Here is an 18,780-nt window from a genome sequence, read left to right as displayed (position 1 = left end):
TTCAGCGTAACGCGCGCAGCAGCGCATCGTTATCGGCACCATCGGCTACCTGAATATCCTGCCAACCCAATCCTGCGGCCAGGGTAGCCAAACGTTCACTGACGACAATCAGTCGGCAGTTGAGCAGCCATTCCTCGCGATCAACTGCGGGGAACAGCGAAAAAAGCTGTTGTAACATTTCACCGCTGGTCACCACCAGCACAGAGACACCGCGATCGCGCCAGCGGCGGCCTTCAATTGGTCCATCATAATGCTTCTGGCAGCGCTGGTAACAGGCAGCAAACGTCACCTCCGCACCCCGGTGGGTTAATGTCTCTGCCAGCAATTCGCGTCCGGGATCGCCACGCAGGATCAGCGCACGTTTACCGGCAATTTGCTGAAGCGTATTCAGCTGGATCAATTCCTCACTGGTTTCATGAGCATGAGGCCAGGTCACCTGCTGACTGCTGACGGTATGAAATGCCAGCGCGGTGCTGCGACCAATTGCATAATAGTCCAGGTCAGTGGGCCATGCTTTGATAGCGTGCTGCGCGTAGTGAATAACCTGCTGCGAAAGGATAAAAACGAGGTCGCCAGCACGAAGCCCGGCGAGTTTTTGGGGCAGGGAGACGAGGTCAGCACCCGGCGAAAATTCGATCAGCGGCAGGCTCCACGCTTGCTTGCCAAGGGCATGCAGGCGTGACACCAGCGCCGCCGCTGCGGGTTCCGGACGCGTCACCAGGATGGTCATGCTGGCGGCTGCCCCTGGTAAACTTCTTTCAGGATTTCACGCGCGCCGCCGTTAAGCAGCTCATCGGCAAGTGAAATGCCCATCTGCTCAGCCTGAGTGCGGGGACCCCGGCGTTCGCCACTTACCATGACCCGGCCATCCGGTGCGCCGACCATGCCGCGCAGCCAGAGATCATCGCCTTCCAGGACCGCGAAACTGCCGATAGGCACCTGGCAGCCACCTTCTAAGCGGGTATTCATGGCGCGCTCCGCTCTGACACAGACTTCAGTGTCATCGTGATTCAGCGCCTGTAACAGGCTGATTAAGACGCTGTCGTCCAGGCGGCATTCAATGCCGACCGCACCCTGCCCCACGGCGGGCAGGGAAACGTCGGCAGGCAGCGCCTGGCGAATGCGATCGTCCAGTCCCAGACGCTTCAGCCCGGCGACGGCAAGAATGATCGCGTCATACTCTCCGGCATCGAGTTTGCCGAGGCGGGTACCCACATTGCCTCGCAGCGAGCGGATCACCAGATCCGGACGGCGCGCACTAATCTGGCACTGACGGCGCAGACTGGAGGTGCCAACAATGGCACCCTGCGGCAATGCGTCAATAGAGTCATAATGATGTGAAACGAACGCATCGCGCGGATCGTCGCGCTCGCAGATGGTCACCAGGCCCAGACCTTCAGGGAAACTGACCGGCACATCCTTCATAGAATGTACCGCCATATCGGCACGCCCATCCAGCATTGCCAGCTCAAGCTCTTTGACAAACAGTCCTTTACCACCCACTTTTGCCAGCGGCGTATCAAGGATAATGTCACCCTTAGTGACCATAGGCACCAGCTCAACGCGAAGTCCCGGGTGGGCACTCATGAGTTGTTGCTGTACATAATGTGCCTGCCATAATGCGAGCGGGCTTTGTCTTGTAGCAATTCTGAAAATTTTGTCTAACATGCTGTTAACCATTTTTATCGTTCACTGAATATCCTATCATCTCTGGGTGAATACTGTCAGTTTCAACGGATTGAAAACGGCCTGCGGGCGGTTTCAGGCCCATTTATCAAGCCATAACGTGGGAACTCGTGCTGAAAAGGCGGGAAGCGGGTAAGAACGTGCTAAACTGTTAAGTAGCGCAACTTTCTTTACGGTCAATCTGACGAGTGTTAGATTGATCACGTTTCCAGCAATTATCTGCCCATTTTTTTACTCTATAAGCGGCAGAATGTGGAAACAGGGTGCTTAAACACTGGGACAATCAGGCGAAACGTCTTGTACCTCTACATTGAGACACTGAAACAGAGACTGGATGCAATTAACCAGCTGCGCGTTGATCGTGCGCTGGCTGCCATGGGGCCCGCTTTTCAGCGCGTCTACAGTCTGCTGCCAACCTTATTACATTATCAACATCCGCAGATGCCGGGTTACCTTGAAGGTAGCGTTCCACATGGCATCAGCTTCTTCACGCCTGATGAAAATCAACGCCAGTTGCTGGCCGAACTCACCGCTGACAGTGACCTGCGCCATGCTGATGCGCCAAAAGGCGAAATGCCGATCACGGCTATCTATTCCATGGGCAGCACCTCCTCTGTCGGCCAGAACAGCGTATCGGATCTTGATATCTGGGTCTGCCATCAATCCTGGCTCGATAATGAAGAGCGTCTGAATCTGCAGCGCAAATGTACGCTGCTGCAGAAGTGGTGCGTTTCGATGGGCGTGGAGGTGAGTTTCTTTCTGATTGATGAGAACCGCTTCCGCCACAACGAAAGCGGCAGTCTGGGCGGTGAAGATTGCGGTTCAACACAACACATTTTACTGCTGGATGAGTTTTACCGTACCGCGGTTCGTATGGCGGGTAAACGCATCCTGTGGAATATGGTGCCGGGCGAAGAAGAGCACCATTACGACGACTACGTGATGTCGCTGTATGCGAAAGGCGTTCTGACCCCCAATGAGTGGCTCGATCTTGGCGGTCTCGGCACGCTGTCGGCGGAAGAGTATTTCGGGGCCAGCCTGTGGCAGCTCTATAAAAGCATCGACTCTCCGTATAAAGCCGTACTGAAAACGCTGCTGCTGGAAGCCTACAGCTGGGAATACCCGAACACGCAACTGCTGGCAATGGATATCAAACAGCGCCTGCATGACGGCGAAATCATCTGCTTCGGACTTGATCCTTACTGCATGATGCTGGAGCGCGTCACGCACTATCTGACCAGCGTTGACGATCAGCCGCGTCTTGACCTGGTGCGTCGCTGCTTCTATCTCAAAGTGTGTGAAAAGCTCAGCACAGAAGATCATCAGCACCGCACTGGCTGGCGTCGCGAGATTTTATCGCAACTGGTCAAAGAGTGGGGCTGGAACGAAGAGAAGATTGCCATTCTGGACAACCGCGCTGAATGGAAAATCGAGCGGGTGCGCGAAGCCCATAATGAATTGCTGGATGCGATGATGCAGAGTTATCGCAACCTGATCCGCTTTGCCCGCCGCAACAACTTAAGCGTCAGCGCCAGCCCGCAGGATATCGGTGTATTGACCCGTAAACTGTATGCCGCGTTTGAAGCGCTGCCGGGCAAAGTGACGCTGGTGAATCCGCAGATTTCGCCCGATCTCTCTGAACCGAATCTGACCTTTATACATGTGCCACCTGGCCGCGCCAATCGTTCCGGCTGGTATCTCTATAACCAGGCACCAGACATGGATTCGATCATCAGCCATCAGCCGCTGGAATATAACCGCTACCTGAACAAGCTGGTGGCGTGGGCGTGGTTCAATGGGCTGCTGACTCGTAAAACCCGGCTGCATATTAAAGGCAATGAGATTTGCGATCTGGCGCGTTTGCAGGAGCTGGTCAACGATGTTTCCAGCCACTTTCCGCTGCGTCTGCCTTCGCCAACGCCAAAAGCGCTTTACAGCCCGTGTGAAATCCGACACCTCGCGATTATTGTTAACCTTGAGCACGATCCAACGGCGGCCTTCCGCAATCAGGTGGTGCATTTCGACTTCCGCAAGCTGGATGTCTTTAGCTTTGGTCAGCAGCAGCAGTGCCTGATTGGCAGTATTGACCTGCTCTATCGTAACTCCTGGAATGAAGTGCGTACGCTGCATTTCAGCGGCGAACAGGCGATGATCGAAGGGCTGAAAACCATTCTCGGCAAGATGCATCAGGATGCCGCGCCGCCCGATACGGTGGAAGTGTTCTGCTACAGCCAGCATCTGCGCGGTCTGATTCGGACGCGCGTACAGCAGCTGGTCTCAGAGTGCATTGAGCTGCGCCTCTCCAGTACGCGTCAGGAGCCGGGCCGCTTTAAAGCGCTGCGCATGGCGGGCCAGACCTGGGGGCTCTTCTTCGAGCGCATGAGCGTCTCGGTGCAGAAGCTGGAAAACGCGGTTGAGTTTTATGGTGCGATCTCTAACAACAAACTGCATGGCTTGTCGATCAAAGTCGAAACCAATCAGACGCCGTTGCCACCGGTTGTTAACGGCTATGCCAGCGAAGGCATTATTCAGTTCTTCTTTGAAAACACCACCGATGAGCGCGGCTTCAATATCTACATCCTTGATGAGACCAATCGGGTTGAGGTCTATCATCACTGTGAAGGCAGCAAAGAGGAGCTGGTGCGCGACGTCAGCCGGTTCTACTCTTCATCGCACGATCGCTTTACCTATGGCTCGAGTTTTATCAACTTCAACCTGCCGCAGTTCTACCAGATTGTGAACACCGGTGAACGATTCCAGGTGATTCCGTTCCGGAGCCAGACGCTGACGCAGCTGTGTACGTCGCAGCCTGACAACGACAACAGCGACTATCAACCGCGCTATCAAGTGCATTGATGCTGACGGGCTGGCAGCTCTCCGCTGGTGGCCGCTATCTTCCCGGCTTGTCACCCGGTTCACGCTATTTACGGGGATTTCCTGTTGCTTTTCCACCTTCAACTGCGATGATAAGCATCCAGGTAAAGGACATGAAGAGCATAAAGAATGAAGAAAGTAATAAGCCTGTTGGCCATGACACTGGCAGTAATCAGCCTTGCAGGTTGTGGTCTGAAAGGGCCGCTCTACTTCCCGCCGAAGGATCAGCCGAAGAAACAACAAGCCCCAACCGAACGCCAGAAAGCGGATGCCACTAAAGCCGATGTCAGCGGGCTGGTTACTGGCAATTCAGGTGTAAAAGCGAACTAATCTGATGGCTTATTCGGCGGAGCAAAAAATGCAGTTCTCCAAAATGCACGGTCTCGGCAACGATTTTATGGTTGTGGATGCGGTGACACAAAACGTCTTTTTTTCGCCGGAACTGATCCGCCGGCTGGCCGATCGTCATCTGGGGATCGGTTTTGATCAGCTGCTGATTGTTGAACCGCCTTACGATCCCGATCTCGATTTCCACTATCGCATTTTTAACGCCGATGGCAGTGAAGTCGCACAGTGCGGCAATGGTGCGCGCTGTTTTGCCCGCTTTGTTCAGCTGAAAGGGCTGACCAATAAAAGTGAAATTCGGGTCAGTACGCAGAATGGCCGCATGGTCCTGATCGTCACACCTGACGACCAGGTGCGTGTGAACATGGGCGAGCCAAATTTTGAGCCTCAGCAGGTGCCGTTCCGCGCCAACAAAGCCGAAAATCTCTATCTGCTGCGCGTTGCTGAACAGACGGTGATGCTGGGTGCGGTGTCGATGGGTAATCCGCACTGCGTCATTCAGGTTGAAAGTGTCAAAACCGCGCAGGTCGAACTGCTGGGCCCGATTCTGGAGAGCCATGAGCGCTTCCCGGAGCGGGTCAATGTCGGTTTTATGGAGATCATCAATCCCGAACATATCCACCTGCGCGTCTACGAACGCGGTGCGGGTGAAACACAGGCGTGCGGCAGCGGCGCCTGTGCTGCCGTTGCATGCGGCATTCAGCAGGGCATTCTGGCACCCAAAGTGCGTGTCGATCTGCCCGGCGGAACGCTGCATATCACCTGGAAAGGCGCCGGTCAGCCGCTCTATATGACCGGGCCTGCGACACACGTCTACGATGGGTTTATTCATCTATGAAAAATATCGAAGAGCAGGCTGACAGTTCGGTTCTGCTGGACGATCAGGCCGTCAGTGATTATCTGCGGCAAAATCCTGATTTCTTTATCCGCAATGCCCGCGAAGTTGAACAGATGGCCGTACCGCATCCGGTGCGTGGCAGCGTGTCACTGGTTGAGTGGCATATGGCGCGGCAACGCAACCACATCCAGCGGCTGGAAGAAGAGATCACGCTGCTGATGGAGCAGGCCAGCGCTAACCACGAATTGTTTGACCGTTTGCTGTCGCTGGAGAGCCATCTGGCCGCAGCGGACTCGCTGCAGGATATGCTCAACCGTCTGCATCGCTGGGCGCGTGAGCTGGGCCTGGCGGGAGCCAACGTGCGATTGTTCAGTGATAAATGGCTGCTCGGCGCGCCCTCCGATTTCTTTCAGCTGAGCCTGTCGCGTCAGGCGTTTGAACCGCTGCGTATTCAGCGCTTCGGTAACCAGCATCACTATCTCGGCAATATTCATGGGCCGGAACTGCTGCTGCTGCTGCCACAGGCCAAAGCGATCGGATCGGTGGCGATGTCGCTGATGGGCGAAGCGGGCGATCTCGGTGTGCTGGTGTTCAGCAGCCGTGACAGCCAGCACTATCAATCTGGCATGGGTACACTGTTGTTGCAGCATCTGTCGCAGATGATGCCTGACCTGCTTTCCCGTTGGGTTGAACGCGCATGAGCAGCGCACTGCAGGCGGCCGTCGACGGATTTCTGCGCTACCTGAAAGTGGAGCGCCAGCTCAGTCCGTTAACCCAGAGCAGCTATGCGCGACAGCTTACCGCGCTGGTGGCGATTGCTGATGAGATGAAGCTCAGCAGCTGGGCGCAGCTGGAACCGGCGCAGGTGCGCAGCATGGCCGCACGCAGCCGTCGTGCCGGACTGGCCGCCAGCAGCCTTGCGTTACGCCTCTCCGCCCTGCGCAGTTTTCTCGACTGGCAGGTGAGCCAGGGTTTGCTTTCCGCTAATCCGGCCAAAGGGGTGATGACGCCGCGTAAAGCGCGCCATCTGCCTAAAAATATCGATGTTGATGAAGTGAATCAGCTGCTGGAGATCGACCTTAACGATCCGCTGGCGGTGCGCGACCGGGCGATGCTGGAAGTGATGTATGGCGGCGGTTTGCGTCTCTCTGAACTGGTGAATATGGATTGCCGGCACGTCGATCCCGATGCAGGCGAAGTGTGGGTAGTGGGTAAGGGGAGCAAAGAGCGACGCGTACCAATTGGCCGCACGGCGGTTACCTGGATTCAGCACTGGCTGCCGCTGCGTGAAACCTTTGGCGGCCAGGATGATGCGCTGTTTCTTTCGACGCGCGGCAACCGCATCTCGCCCCGCAACGTGCAGAAACGCTTTGCCGAATGGGGCATCAGGCAGGGCGTAGCCAGCCATATCCATCCGCATAAGCTGCGACACTCTTTTGCCACGCATCTGCTGGAATCCAGTGGCGACCTGCGCGCCGTGCAGGAGTTGCTGGGTCATGCGAACCTGTCGACCACCCAGATCTACACCCATCTCGACTTCCAGCATCTGGCTTCGGTGTATGACGCTGCGCATCCCCGCGCCAAACGAGGAAAGAACGAATGAAGTTTTATCGTCCGCTGTCAGCTATTAAAGCCATGACCTTCGACCTTGATGACACGCTCTACGATAACTACCCGGTGATTCGTCGCACCACGCTTGAGTCCCATGCCGCACTGCAGGCTTTTCATCCGGCGCTGCGTGACTTCACGCCGCAGGATTATCAGCGCTTGCGCGATGAACTGCTGCAGCGTGAACCTGATATCTATCATGATGTTTCGGAGTGGCGACGCCGTTCGGTTGAGTTGGCGATGCTGAATATCGGCCTCTCTGCTGCTGAAGCCACCGAGGGCGCGGCAGATGTGATGGCGGTATTCCATCAGTGGCGGAGTCAGGTTGACATGCCGGATGAGACTCATCAGACGCTCAAAGCGCTGGCGGAGAAAATCCCGCTGGTGGCGGTCACCAACGGTAACGCCTGCCCGGAAAAAATGGGTATTGCAGAATACTTCCGCTTCACGCTGCGGGCCGGACCAGACGGGCGCGCCAAGCCGTGGCAGGATATGTATCAGCTTGCCGCGCAACGCCTTGATATCGCGCCACACCATATTCTGCACGTGGGTGATGACCTGACCACCGACGTGGCGGGCTCGCTGCGGTGCGGGCTGCAGGCCTGCTGGATTAACCTGCGGCAGGGCAACCTGATGCATATCCCGGATGCGCGCCTGTTGCCGCATGTCGAAATTTCGCGGTTGGCATCACTCACCTCACTGCTATAATGGCTGTAAATTTATCCAGTCGTCTCCTCTTTTCTGCTTTGCCGCCGTATCTTATCCGGCGTCTGTGCCGCAGCCTGATCTGCGTCGACAATGCCTGGCGGCCGGCGGAATAAACAGCGCGACGACGGCGTTTTTTCTTAGGTAAACGGTGCTTATGGACGTTTCTGAACTGCTCGATGGTTTGAATGACAATCAGCGCGCTGCCGTTGCGGCTCCGCGCAGTAACCTGCTGGTGCTGGCAGGCGCGGGCAGTGGTAAAACGCGGGTGCTGGTGCATCGCATTGCCTGGCTGATGTCGGTGGAGAACTGCTCACCCTATTCCATTATGGCGGTGACCTTTACCAACAAAGCGGCAGCGGAGATGCGTCACCGTATCGAGCATCTGATCGGCACCAGCCAGGGTGGAATGTGGATCGGCACTTTCCACGGCCTGGCGCACCGCTTACTGCGCGCCCATCATCTTGACGCCGGTCTGCCGCAGGATTTTCAGATCCTCGACAGCGAAGATCAGCTGCGTCTGCTCAAGCGCCTGATTAAATCAATGAACCTTGATGACAAACAGTGGCCTGCGCGTCAGGGCATGTGGTACATCAACGGCAAAAAAGATGAAGGCCTGCGGCCAAAGCACATTGAAAGCTACGGCAATCCGATTGAACAGACCTGGCTGCGCATCTACCAGGCCTATCAGGAAGCCTGTGACCGCGCCGGTTTAGTCGACTTTGCCGAGTTGCTGCTGCGCGCCCATGAGCTATGGCTCAACAAGCCGCACATTCTTAATCACTATCGCGAACGCTTTACCAACGTGCTGGTGGATGAGTTTCAGGATACCAACAACATTCAGTATGCCTGGATTCGGATGCTGGCGGGCGACAGCGGCCGGGTGATTATTGTTGGCGATGATGACCAGTCGATCTACGGCTGGCGTGGCGCGCAGGTCGAGAATATTCAGCGTTTCCTGCAGGATTTCCCCGGCGCAGAAACGATCCGTCTGGAACAGAACTACCGCTCAACTAATAACATCCTTAAAGCCGCCAACGCTCTGATCGCCAACAACAATGGTCGCCTGGGTAAAGAACTGTGGACCGAAGGCAGCGATGGCGAACCGATCGCTATCTACTGCGCTTTTAATGAGCTGGATGAAGCGCGCTTTGTGGTCAACCGCATTAAGGTCTGGATGGAGAACGGCGGCGCACTCAACGACTGCGCCATTCTCTACCGCAGCAACGCCCAGTCGCGTGTGCTGGAAGAGGCGCTGCTGCAGAGCAGCATGCCGTATCGTATTTATGGCGGCATGCGCTTCTTCGAACGTCAGGAGATCAAAGATGCGCTCTCCTATCTGCGTCTGATGGCGAACCGCAATGACGACGCGGCATTTGAGCGCGTGGTAAATACCCCGACGCGCGGCGTGGGCGATCGCACGCTCGACGTGGTGCGTCAGACTGCCCGTGAACGTCAAATGACGCTGTGGCAGGCAACGCGCGAACTGCTGCAAAGCCGCGCGCTGGCAGGTCGGGCTGCTTCTGCGCTGCAACGCTTCTGTGAACTGGTCGATTCACTGGCAATCGAAACCGCCGAACTCCCGCTGCATGTTCAGACCGACCGGGTTATCAAAGATTCTGGCCTGTGGCTGATGTATGAGCAGGAAAAAGGGGAGAAGGGCCAGGCGCGTATCGAAAACCTTGAGGAGCTGGTGACCGCCACGCGCCAGTTCAGCTATCAGGATGAAGATGAAGATCTCATGCCACTGCAGGCCTTTTTGTCCCATGCGGCGCTGGAGGCGGGCGAAGGTCAGGCAGACAAATGGCAGGACGCGGTTCAGCTGATGACGCTGCACTCGGCGAAAGGGCTGGAATTCAGTCAGGTCTTTATCGTCGGTATGGAAGAGGGCATGTTCCCGAGCCAGATGTCGCTGGATGAAGGTGGCCGGCTGGAAGAGGAGCGTCGTCTGGCTTATGTCGGCGTGACCCGAGCAATGCTTAAGCTGACGCTGACCTACGCTGAAACCCGCCGACTCTATGGTAAGGAAGTGTATCACCGTCCTTCCCGTTTTATCGGCGAGTTGCCAGAAGCCTGCATAGAAGAGGTGCGCCTGCGCGCCAGCGTCAGCCGTCCGGTAAACCATCAGCGGATGGGGGCCCCGATGACCAAAAATGACAGCGGATTCGCGCTGGGTCAGCGTGTTCATCATGCAAAATTTGGTGAAGGCACCATCATTAATCTGGAAGGCAGCGGTGAGCACAGCCGTCTGCAGGTGGCGTTTCAGGGGCAGGGAATCAAATGGCTGGTGGCGGCTTACGCTAAGCTGGAAACGCTTTAGCGTGCGGTTGACGGCTTTTTCGTCTCAGCGTAACATGCGCCCACTATTATCATGAGAGGACAATGCCTTGGACACGCCCAGTCGATGCTGGCTCAATGACCTGGATACCAGGAATAACATCTAAGGCTACCTCTTTACGCGGGTAGCCTTAGCGGTTATCAGCGACCTCCCTTTTTGATCCCGTCGCACGAGTCAGCACTGATTTATCCCTGAAACTCTGTTTCCGTGTTCAGGCTGCCCGTTCCGTGTTGAGGAACGGCGGACTGCCTTGTCCCATTTAGTCTGCAATGGGGAGTATTGCTATGCTGAGCGCATTTAAACTGGATCACAGCCGCCTGACGCGACTGGAGCTGGAAGACGAAAACGACAAACTGACCACCTCCGTCTGGGTCGATCTGATCGAGCCGGAAGAGGGGGAACGTGATCGGGTGCAGTCTGAACTGGGTCAGAGCCTGGCAACACGGCCTGAACTGGAAGATATCGAGGCCTCGGCACGTTTCTTCGAAGATGAAGACGGTCTGCATATTCACTCCTTCTTTTTTTATGAAGATGCTGACGATCACGCCGGTAACTCCACCGTGGCGTTCACCATCCGCGAAGACCGCCTCTACACACTGCGCGAACGTGAACTGCCCGCTTTCCGCCTCTATCGTATGCGCGCCCGTAATCAGACCCTGATTGACGGTAATGCCTTTGAGCTGCTGCTCGACCTGTTTGAAACTAAAATCGAACAGCTGGCGGACGAAATCGAAAACATCTACAGCGCGCTGGAAAAACTCAGCCGGGTGATCATGGAAGGTCAGCAGGGCGAAGAGTACGATCAGGCGCTGTCGCGATTAGCAGAACTGGAAGATATCGGCTGGAAGGTACGTCTCTGTCTGATGGATACGCAGCGCGCGCTGAACTTCCTGGTGCGCAAAGCGCGCTTGCCGGGCAATCAGCTGGAGCAGGCGCGTGAAATTCTGCGCGATATCGAATCGCTGCTGCCGCACAACGAATCGCTGTTTCAGAAGGTGAACTTCCTGATGCAGGCGGCAATGGGTTTTATCAATATTGAGCAGAACCGCATCATCAAGATCTTCTCGGTGGTATCCGTGGTGTTTCTGCCGCCGACGCTGGTGGCCTCCAGCTATGGCATGAACTTTGAGTTTATGCCGGAACTGAAGTGGAGTTTTGGTTATCCCGCTGCCATTGGCCTGATGATTCTGGCCGGGCTGGCACCCTACCTCTACTTCAAGCGTAAAAACTGGCTATAAAAAGCCACGGGCCATCTGAGATGGCCCGTTATGCTGGCTCCCGTCCGCATTTCTGCGTAATCTGACCCCTCCTGTTTTTACAAATAATTAACTTCCTATGGACGCTTTTTCGTTGCGCGTGCAGTGGACGCTGCTGCTGCTGATCTCTGTAATGCTGGGCGCGGTGCTGCACTATTTTCATGTGCCCGCCGCACTGTTACTGGGGCCGATGATTGTGGGTGTGGTGATGGGGCTGTCGGGTGCCACACTGCGAATCGATAAACGCCTGTTCCTGCTTGCCCAGGCCGTACTGGGCTGCATGATTGCCCAGAGCCTGTCGCCCTCGATTCTGACACCGCTGATTCAGGACTGGCCACTGGTGCTGGCGGTGCTGCTGCTGACGCTGGCGGCCAGCGGCTTATCAGGTTTTCTGCTGGTGCGCTTTAGCCAGCTGCCTGGCCCGACCGGCGCATGGGGCTCGTCGCCGGGCGGGGCATCAGCCATGGTGGCGATGGCGGGAGACTTTGGCGCTGACGTGCGGCTGGTCGCATTCATGCAGTATCTGCGGGTGCTGTTTGTCGCTTCGGCGGCCGCGCTGGTGGCGCGGGTCGGGCTGGGCGATGAGGCGCACAACGTCTCGCTGCTCTGGTTTCCCGCATTGAATTATGGCTTTGCTGTTACGCTGGTGGTGATGCTGACGGGCGCGTGGCTGGGTACCCGGTTACGCATTCCTTCTGGTGCATTACTGCTGCCTGCGCTGGTGGGTGCGGCACTGAACAGCAGCGAAATCGCGGTATTACAGGTACCGGAATGGCTGCTGGCCGTGGCCTATGCGCTGATTGGCTGGAGCGTGGGATTACGTTTCACCCGCCCGATTTTTCTGCTGGCACTGCGCACGCTGCCGCAGATGCTGGCCTCCATCTTCGGGCTGATGTTGCTGTGTGGCGGGCTGGCCTGGATGCTGACGCGAATGCTGGATATCGATCTCCTGACGGCCTATCTCGCCACCAGTCCAGGCGGACTCGACACGGTGGCGATTATTGCTGCGGGAACCCAGGTCAACATAGCATTTGTTATGGCGATGCAGACGTTGCGTCTGTTCACTATCCTTCTGACCGGCCCGGCTTTAGCGCGCTTTATTTCACGCTACGCGCGCCCGGGAACGGATTGAAAACGCCACCGCATCGCAGACAAACACCAGCAGCGCCAGCCAGATGAAGCCGAAGGTGACCATCTTGTCTGGCGTGATTGTTTCGCCGTAAAACGCAACCGCCAGTACAAACATCAACGTCGGGCCAAGGTACTGAAAGAAGCCCACGGTGGAGAGACGCAGACGACTGCAGGCCGCCGCAAACAGCATCAGCGGAATGGTGGTCACAATGCCCGCGGCTATCAGCTTCAGGTTGAGACTCAGCGGGTTAGCGGATAAGTGGCTGGTGGCGCTGTTGGCAAAGCCAAACAGGTAAATCGCCGCCAGTGGAAACAGCCACAGGGTTTCAATCAGCATGCCGCTCTGTGCATCGACCTGAATCTTTTTGCGTACCAGACCGTATAGGGCAAAGCTCAGCGCCAGGCCCAGCGCGATAATCGGTAATGACCCAAACTGCCACAGCTGCACCAGCACGCCGACGGCTGCCAGCAGCACGGCCAGCCACTGCAGGCGGCGAAAGCGTTCGCGCAAAAACAGCATGCCGAACACCACGTTGATCAGCGGGTTAATAAAGTAACCCAGGCTGGCTTCCAGCATATGCTGATTGTTGACTGCCCAGATAAACAGTAGCCAGTTGCCGCCGATAGTCGCTGCTGTCAGCGCCAGCATCAGCACTTTTTTGGGCTGCCGCAACACGCTGCGCACACCCGGCCAGCTGCGGCTCAGGGTAATCAGCAACAGCATAAAGAGTGCAGACCAGATCACCCGGTGCGTCATGATTTCCGTTGCAGGAACCTGTTTCACCAGCTTGAAATAAGCAGGTGCAATGCCCCAGATAAAGTAAGCGCCCAGTGCAAAGCCAACGCCCTGGCGGGTTTGTTGCGTATCCATATGCGATCCATTCTATGGCGTGGTTAGCCGATGAGGTAGGTGGCGGTTGCCGTGGCGATATAGTCGCCCTGTTGATTGTGCAGCTCCACGCGCGCCACGGCGACTTTGTTACCGGCGCGTAGCAGGCTGCTGGTCGCGGTAAAGCGTTCGCCGCGTCCGGGACGCAAATAGTCAACGCGCATGTCGATGGTACCCATGCGTGACAGACGCTGACGCAGATCCGCTTCGCTGATGCTCTCCTGACGGGTTAACGCATTGCTGACGCAGACCATGCCCGCAGCGACATCGAGTACTGATGCGATAACACCGCCGTGCAGAATCTGCTGTGCCTGGTTGCCCACCAGCATGGTTTTGTTATTGAAGCTGATCTCAGCGTAGTCTGCATCAAGGCGTATCAGTTCCAGGCCCAGCGCCTGATTAAACGGCATGTGATAAACGAAAATTTCGCCAACCAGCTGGCGAGCATCCTGCTGTGTCAGCACAGGTGATGACATGATGATGTGTCCTGAAAAAATCGGGCCAGAGGGGCGCGGAACGTTAATGAGTTGTGTATTCTATGCCGCCTGCGAGGGTGTTTCCAGTTTAAGAAATCAGCACTCATGCTCACTGCCATTTGCGTGTAGAATGGCCTGCTTTTTACGACACCCATTCAGTTATTTTGATACGCAGCTGCTCACCGGAGAATTTTATGCGTAAGCATCGCGCCTTGCTGGCGGCAATGTTGGTATTTCCTGCGCTGGCGCAGGCGGATGAAGCTCAGATCAAAGAGGTTCATGATGCGCCACAGGTTCAGGGCAGCATTATTGCTAACCTGCTGGAGAAGCATGACAACCCGTTTGTTCTCTATCCTTACGAGAACAACTATCTGCTCTACACCTATACCAGCGACCTGAACAAAGAGGCGATCTCCTCCTATAACTGGGGAGAAAATGCCCGTAAAGATGAAGTGAAATTCCAGCTCAGCCTGGCGTTTCCGTTGTGGCGCGGTATTCTGGGCGACAACTCGGTGCTGGCGGCCTCATACACCCAGCGTTCCTGGTGGCAGCTTTCGAATAGCGCTGAGTCCTCCCCATTTCGTGAAACCAACTATGAGCCACAGATCTTCCTCGGCTGGGCGACCGACTATTCGCTGGCGGGCTGGACGCTGCGTGATGTCGAAGTGGGTCTGAATCATGAATCCAATGGACGAAGCGACCCGACCTCGCGCAGCTGGAACCGTGTCTATGCGCGTTTGATGGCAGAGAACGGTAACTTCCTGGCGGAAATCAAACCCTGGTATCGCATCCCTGAAGGGGCGAGCAGCGATGATAATCCCGATATCACCAAATACATGGGTTACTACCGTACCCGTCTGGGCTATAAGCTCGGCGACAATATCTTCAGCGTAGAGGGTAACTATAACTGGAACAGCGGTTATGGCGGCGCTACCCTGGGCTGGAGCTACCCTATCAGTGAACACGTTCGCTTCTATACTCAGGTGTTTAGTGGCTACGGTGAATCACTGATCGATTACAACCATCGCCAGACGCGTCTGGGCGTGGGTGTAACGCTTAACGACTTGTTCTAATCCCTAACGTAAGACAGGAATCGCGTGGCAACCTCGGCAGTTCTCAATCAGGAAGCGCTGGCGCAGCAGGTATTGCAGGATACCTTTGGCTACCAGCAGTTTCGTCCCGGTCAGCAGACGATCATTAATCAGGCGCTGAGCGGACGCGATTGTCTGGTGGTGATGCCCACCGGCGGCGGTAAATCGCTCTGTTATCAGATTCCGGCGCTGGTGCGTGAAGGGCTGACACTGGTGGTGTCACCGCTGATCTCGCTGATGAAAGATCAGGTCGATCAGCTGCTGGCGAACGGCGTGGCGGCAGCCTATCTTAACTCCACCATGACGCGCGATCAGCAGCAGACGGTGATGGCTGACTGTCGCACCGGACGGGTTAAGCTGCTCTATATCGCGCCTGAACGCCTGATGATGGATAACTTCCTGGAAAATCTGGCGCACTGGCAGCCGGCGATGCTGGCCGTGGATGAAGCGCACTGCATTTCCCAGTGGGGCCACGATTTCCGTCCGGAATATGGCGCACTCGGAAAGATGCGTCAGCGCTTCCCGGCGTTACCGGTGATGGCATTGACCGCTACCGCCGATGAAACCACCCGCAATGACATCGTTAACCTGCTGCACATGCATAATCCGCTGATACAGATCAGCAGTTTTGACCGCCCCAATATTCGCTACACGCTGGTGGAAAAATTCAAACCCACCGACCAGCTACTGCGTTACGTTCAGGATCAGCGCGGCAAGTGCGGCATTATCTACTGCAACAGCCGGGCGAAAGTAGAAGACACCGCCGCGCGACTGCAGAGCCGCGGGTTTAGCGTCGGTGCGTACCACGCCGGGATCGACAGTGAACAGCGTGGCCGGGTGCAGGAAGCGTTCCAGCGTGACGATCTGCAAATAGTGGTGGCCACGGTGGCCTTTGGCATGGGCATCAACAAGCCCAATGTCCGTTTTGTGGTCCACTTCGATATCCCACGCAACATCGAGTCCTATTATCAGGAAACCGGACGAGCGGGACGTGATGGTCTGCCCGCCGAAGCGATGATGCTCTACGATCCGGCTGATATGGCCTGGCTGCGTAAATGCCTGGAAGAGAAAGTGCCGGGGCCGTTGCAGGATATTGAGCGCCACAAGCTCAATGCCATGGGCGCGTTTGCTGAAGCGCAGACCTGCCGCCGCCTGGTATTGCTTAACTATTTTGGCGAGGGTCGCCAGCAGCCGTGCGAAAACTGCGATATCTGTCTTGATCCGCCGAAGCGTTATGATGGTCTGGTTGAAGCGCAAAAAGCGCTCTCCGGCATCTACCGCGTAGGTCAGCGATTCGGTATGGGCTATATCGTTGAGGTGCTGCGTGGGTCCAACAATCAGCGTATTCGTGAACAGGGTCATGACAAACTGCCGATCTATGGACTGGGCAAAGACCAGAGCCACGAACACTGGGTCAGCGTGTTACGTCAGTTGATCCATCTGGGGCTGGTGACGCAGAACATCGCCATGCATTCGGCACTGCAGCTGACCGAAGCAGCGCGGCCCGTGCTGCGCGGTGAGGTGCCACTGATGCTGGCGGTGCCGCGATTGATTACCGCGAAGACAAAAAGCAGCAGTCCGGCGAAGTTTCACGGTGGCAACTACGATCGCAAACTGTTCGCCAAGCTGCGTAAGTTGCGAAAAGCGATTGCCGACGAAGAGAATATTCCGCCTTACGTGGTGTTCAATGACGCCACACTGATAGAGATGGCAGAGCAGATGCCGGTCAGCGCGTCCGAGATGCTCAGCGTCAACGGCGTGGGTCACCGCAAACTGGAGCGCTTTGGCAAACCTTTCCTGGTGATGATCAAAGAGCATCTTGATGAAGAGTAAAGGACACTGATTATGCTGATGTTATTCGCAACGGTAGCGCTGGTACATCTGGTGGCGTTGATGAGCCCCGGTCCTGATTTCTTTTTCGTGTCACAAACCGCTGCCAGCCGCTCACGCAAAGAAGCGATCATGGGTGTACTGGGCATCACTCTTGGCATTGTGGTCTGGGCGGGTGTTGCGCTAATGGGGCTGCATCTGATCCTGGAAAAAATGGCGTGGCTGCATCAGATCATCCTGGTCTGCGGCGGACTCTATCTGTTGTGGATGGGCTGGCAGCTAATGTGCTCGGCACATCAGCGTCACAAACAGCCGCAGCAAGATGAGCCGGTGGTTGAGCTGCCAAAACGTGGAATGAGCTTTCTCAAGGGACTGCTGACTAACCTTTCAAATCCCAAAGCGATTATCTACTTCGGCAGCGTTTTCTCGCTGTTTGTCGGTGACGATGTCGGCGCGGCGGAGCGTTGGGGTCTGTTCCTGCTGATTGTCGGTGAAACCTTTGCCTGGTTTACCCTGGTGGCAGCTATTTTTGCGCTGCCGTGGATGCGCACTAAGTATCAGCGACTGGCGAAGTGGGTTGATGGCATGGCAGGCGTACTGTTTGCCGGTTTTGGTATCCACCTGATTATCTCGCGTTAAGTCCTGCTATCACCCTTATGCCAGAGCGCGCGCTGTGCCTCTGGCTGAAACGTCACTTCCTGCCGCATCCCACTGAAACTTCCCCTGTGTGATGGCTGTTACAATCTGCGCCTGCTGATGCCTCTCTGTTACCGCCGCGGCTAAATAGTCACCCTTCTTTAATTAATGAAACCCTGACCTCCGGTAAGGTCGTATCGATGGGCTATTTTTTTATGGAGATGCTGTTGAAAGTAAATAACCTGGTGTTGCTATTCATAACTGCCTGTATCAGCGCCTGCGCCTCGCCCGATACTGCCCATTACCGTGTTTCTAAACCGGCAAAAGTAGATAGCGTGTCGGTTATCCTGGCGCAGGGAATTCCGACGTCAGAGCAGCAGGGCGAAAAGATTAGCCAGATCTCTGCAGCTTTTCTCGGTACCCCTTATGAAGCGGATACACTGATCGGCTCGGCTGATACTCCTGAAGTGCTGGTGATCAATTTCAATGGTGTGGATTGTTTCACACTGCTTGATTACGTACAGGCGCTGGGCCGCAGCCATGATCGTGCCAGCTTTGAGGCTAACCTGATTCGGACCCGTTACGCCGACGGTGAGGTCAGTTACCTTAAACGCCGGCACTTTTTTACCGACTGGTTCGCCGATAGCCCACATAATGCCGATGATGTAACCCGTACCCTCAGCCGGGATGCGGTGACGGTGGTGAAGCAATTGAATCGTCAGGCCAGCGGAAAAGAACAGGTGCCTGGTCTGGGGGTGATTCCACGCAGTATGTCTTACCTTCCAGCCCGCGCGATCACCCCAAAGGTGCTGGAGCAGATTCAGACCGGCGATTACATTGGGGTTTACACCACCGCTCAGGGGCTGGATGTCTCACATGCAGGGATTGCCGTCCGGCATGATGGCCGGTTGTGGTTCAGGAATGCCTCTTCGCTGGCTGCTAATCGCAAAGTTGTCGATGCGCCGTTCAGGGAATATATGCGGTCGAAACCGGGCATCATTGTGTTGCGTGCGGTGCCACTAACTGCGCTGTAATGGGGATAGAGAAGAAAAGATGATCTTTCGCGCCGGATTCGGC

The 18,780-nt window shown here is 56.0% G+C and carries 18 protein-coding genes; 14 read left to right on the top strand and 4 right to left on the bottom strand.

The genetic code is table 11. The features are described from left to right. Position 1 precedes the first annotated feature (1 nt). Positions 2–730 carry a uroporphyrinogen-III synthase gene (gene hemD, locus WFO64_RS15080; protein ID WP_337012916.1) on the bottom strand — a complete coding sequence of 243 codons (729 nt, stop codon included), beginning with the start codon at positions 728–730 and terminating at the stop codon, positions 2–4. Continuing rightward, a complete protein-coding gene (gene hemC, locus WFO64_RS15075) occupies positions 727–1,668 on the bottom strand; it encodes a hydroxymethylbilane synthase (protein WP_337012915.1) in 942 nt (313 codons plus the stop codon). The genes hemD and hemC overlap by 4 nt, the downstream gene beginning before the upstream one ends. 315 nt (positions 1,669–1,983) lie before the next feature. Between hemC and WFO64_RS15070 the strand changes: the two genes are divergently transcribed. The 10 genes from WFO64_RS15070 to WFO64_RS15030 all read left to right on the top strand — a co-directional run bounded on the left by WFO64_RS15070 (position 1,984) and on the right by WFO64_RS15030 (position 12,782). Next, positions 1,984–4,542, top strand: coding sequence for a class I adenylate cyclase (locus tag WFO64_RS15070; RefSeq protein ID WP_337012914.1), 2,559 nt, complete (start codon positions 1,984–1,986; stop codon positions 4,540–4,542). Positions 4,543–4,689: 147 nt separating this feature from the next. Beyond that, the gene (lptM, locus tag WFO64_RS15065) at positions 4,690–4,890 is read left to right on the top strand and encodes an LPS translocon maturation chaperone LptM (RefSeq protein WP_337012913.1); all 201 of its coding nucleotides are present in this window, start codon (positions 4,690–4,692) and stop codon (positions 4,888–4,890) included. A 28-nt stretch (positions 4,891–4,918) separates the two neighbouring features. Continuing rightward, on the top strand, positions 4,919–5,743 hold the full coding sequence (gene dapF, locus WFO64_RS15060; protein ID WP_337012912.1) for a diaminopimelate epimerase: 825 nt from the start codon (positions 4,919–4,921) through the stop codon (positions 5,741–5,743). Beyond that, positions 5,740–6,444: a DUF484 domain-containing protein gene (locus tag WFO64_RS15055; RefSeq protein ID WP_337012911.1), complete on the top strand. Its 705-nt coding sequence runs from the start codon at positions 5,740–5,742 to the stop codon at positions 6,442–6,444. The genes dapF and WFO64_RS15055 overlap by 4 nt, the downstream gene beginning before the upstream one ends. Continuing rightward, positions 6,441–7,346 (top strand): tyrosine recombinase XerC, encoded by a 906-nt coding sequence (gene xerC / locus WFO64_RS15050; protein ID WP_337012910.1) that lies wholly within the window; start codon positions 6,441–6,443, stop codon positions 7,344–7,346. Before WFO64_RS15055 ends, xerC begins: the two co-directional genes overlap by 4 nt. Continuing rightward, positions 7,343–8,059 (top strand): 5-amino-6-(5-phospho-D-ribitylamino)uracil phosphatase YigB, encoded by a 717-nt coding sequence (yigB, locus tag WFO64_RS15045; protein WP_337012909.1) that lies wholly within the window; start codon positions 7,343–7,345, stop codon positions 8,057–8,059. Before xerC ends, yigB begins: the two co-directional genes overlap by 4 nt. A 154-nt stretch (positions 8,060–8,213) precedes the next feature. After that, positions 8,214–10,376, top strand: coding sequence for a DNA helicase II (gene uvrD, locus WFO64_RS15040; protein WP_337012908.1), 2,163 nt, complete (start codon positions 8,214–8,216; stop codon positions 10,374–10,376). 67 nt (positions 10,377–10,443) lie between these two features. Continuing rightward, positions 10,444–10,500 (top strand): YsgD/CorL family protein, encoded by a 57-nt coding sequence (ysgD, locus tag WFO64_RS22590; RefSeq protein ID WP_369690086.1) that lies wholly within the window; start codon positions 10,444–10,446, stop codon positions 10,498–10,500. A 178-nt stretch (positions 10,501–10,678) separates the two neighbouring features. Continuing rightward, a complete protein-coding gene (gene corA / locus WFO64_RS15035; RefSeq protein WP_337012907.1) occupies positions 10,679–11,632 on the top strand; it encodes a magnesium/cobalt transporter CorA in 954 nt (317 codons plus the stop codon). A 97-nt stretch (positions 11,633–11,729) separates the two neighbouring features. Further along, complete coding sequence (locus tag WFO64_RS15030) at positions 11,730–12,782, top strand: AbrB family transcriptional regulator (RefSeq protein WP_337012906.1); 1,053 nt, start codon at positions 11,730–11,732, stop codon at positions 12,780–12,782. On the opposite strand, the gene rarD is transcribed toward WFO64_RS15030, so the two are convergent. Both rarD and WFO64_RS15020 read right to left on the bottom strand, forming a co-directional pair. Next, the gene (rarD, locus tag WFO64_RS15025) at positions 12,753–13,652 is read right to left on the bottom strand and encodes an EamA family transporter RarD (protein ID WP_337012905.1); all 900 of its coding nucleotides are present in this window, start codon (positions 13,650–13,652) and stop codon (positions 12,753–12,755) included. The two genes, WFO64_RS15030 and rarD, sit on opposite strands and share 30 nt — an antisense overlap. A gap of 23 nt (positions 13,653–13,675) precedes the next feature. Then, positions 13,676–14,146 carry a thioesterase family protein gene (locus tag WFO64_RS15020; protein WP_337012904.1) on the bottom strand — a complete coding sequence of 157 codons (471 nt, stop codon included), beginning with the start codon at positions 14,144–14,146 and terminating at the stop codon, positions 13,676–13,678. Positions 14,147–14,340: 194 nt separating this feature from the next. On the opposite strand from WFO64_RS15020, the gene pldA reads away from it, so the two are divergent. The 4 genes from pldA (at position 14,341) to WFO64_RS15000 (ending at position 18,737) form a co-directional block, all read left to right on the top strand. Then, positions 14,341–15,219 carry a phospholipase A gene (pldA, locus tag WFO64_RS15015; protein ID WP_337012903.1) on the top strand — a complete coding sequence of 293 codons (879 nt, stop codon included), beginning with the start codon at positions 14,341–14,343 and terminating at the stop codon, positions 15,217–15,219. Between the two features lie 24 nt (positions 15,220–15,243). Further along, positions 15,244–17,070, top strand: a complete 1,827-nt coding sequence (gene recQ / locus WFO64_RS15010) for an ATP-dependent DNA helicase RecQ (RefSeq protein ID WP_337012902.1) — start codon at positions 15,244–15,246, stop codon at positions 17,068–17,070. A gap of 12 nt (positions 17,071–17,082) precedes the next feature. Then, positions 17,083–17,706, top strand: coding sequence for a threonine export protein RhtC (gene rhtC / locus WFO64_RS15005; protein ID WP_337012901.1), 624 nt, complete (start codon positions 17,083–17,085; stop codon positions 17,704–17,706). A 197-nt stretch (positions 17,707–17,903) separates the two neighbouring features. Further along, entirely contained in the window at positions 17,904–18,737 is an 834-nt protein-coding gene (locus WFO64_RS15000; protein WP_337012900.1) for a DUF1460 domain-containing protein, read from the top strand. Positions 18,738–18,780: the final 43 nt, after the last annotated feature.

The organism is Pantoea sp. AS142 (genome assembly GCF_037152305.1).
Classification (GTDB): domain Bacteria; phylum Pseudomonadota; class Gammaproteobacteria; order Enterobacterales; family Enterobacteriaceae; genus Pantoea.
The sequence above is the reverse complement of the archived record's forward strand: the minus strand, read 5'-3'. Positions and strand labels throughout refer to the sequence as shown.

Excerpts from the sequence above, each read along its gene's own strand:
- corA (WP_337012907.1), top strand. The coding sequence starts at position 10,679 with ATGCTGAGCGCATTTAAACTGGATCACAGCCGCCTGACGCGACTGGAG.
- uvrD (WP_337012908.1), top strand. The coding sequence starts at position 8,214 with ATGGACGTTTCTGAACTGCTCGATGGTTTGAATGACAATCAGCGCGCT.
- hemC (WP_337012915.1), bottom strand. The coding sequence starts at position 1,668 with ATGTTAGACAAAATTTTCAGAATTGCTACAAGACAAAGCCCGCTCGCA.
- WFO64_RS15030 (WP_337012906.1), top strand. The coding sequence starts at position 11,730 with ATGGACGCTTTTTCGTTGCGCGTGCAGTGGACGCTGCTGCTGCTGATC.
- WFO64_RS15055 (WP_337012911.1), top strand. The coding sequence starts at position 5,740 with ATGAAAAATATCGAAGAGCAGGCTGACAGTTCGGTTCTGCTGGACGAT.
- lptM (WP_337012913.1), top strand. The coding sequence starts at position 4,690 with ATGAAGAAAGTAATAAGCCTGTTGGCCATGACACTGGCAGTAATCAGC.
- rarD (WP_337012905.1), bottom strand. The coding sequence starts at position 13,652 with ATGGATACGCAACAAACCCGCCAGGGCGTTGGCTTTGCACTGGGCGCT.
- hemD (WP_337012916.1), bottom strand. The coding sequence starts at position 730 with ATGACCATCCTGGTGACGCGTCCGGAACCCGCAGCGGCGGCGCTGGTG.
- yigB (WP_337012909.1), top strand. The coding sequence starts at position 7,343 with ATGAAGTTTTATCGTCCGCTGTCAGCTATTAAAGCCATGACCTTCGAC.
- pldA (WP_337012903.1), top strand. The coding sequence starts at position 14,341 with ATGCGTAAGCATCGCGCCTTGCTGGCGGCAATGTTGGTATTTCCTGCG.
- dapF (WP_337012912.1), top strand. The coding sequence starts at position 4,919 with ATGCAGTTCTCCAAAATGCACGGTCTCGGCAACGATTTTATGGTTGTG.
- WFO64_RS15020 (WP_337012904.1), bottom strand. The coding sequence starts at position 14,146 with ATGTCATCACCTGTGCTGACACAGCAGGATGCTCGCCAGCTGGTTGGC.
- xerC (WP_337012910.1), top strand. The coding sequence starts at position 6,441 with ATGAGCAGCGCACTGCAGGCGGCCGTCGACGGATTTCTGCGCTACCTG.
- rhtC (WP_337012901.1), top strand. The coding sequence starts at position 17,083 with ATGCTGATGTTATTCGCAACGGTAGCGCTGGTACATCTGGTGGCGTTG.
- WFO64_RS15000 (WP_337012900.1), top strand. The coding sequence starts at position 17,904 with ATGGGCTATTTTTTTATGGAGATGCTGTTGAAAGTAAATAACCTGGTG.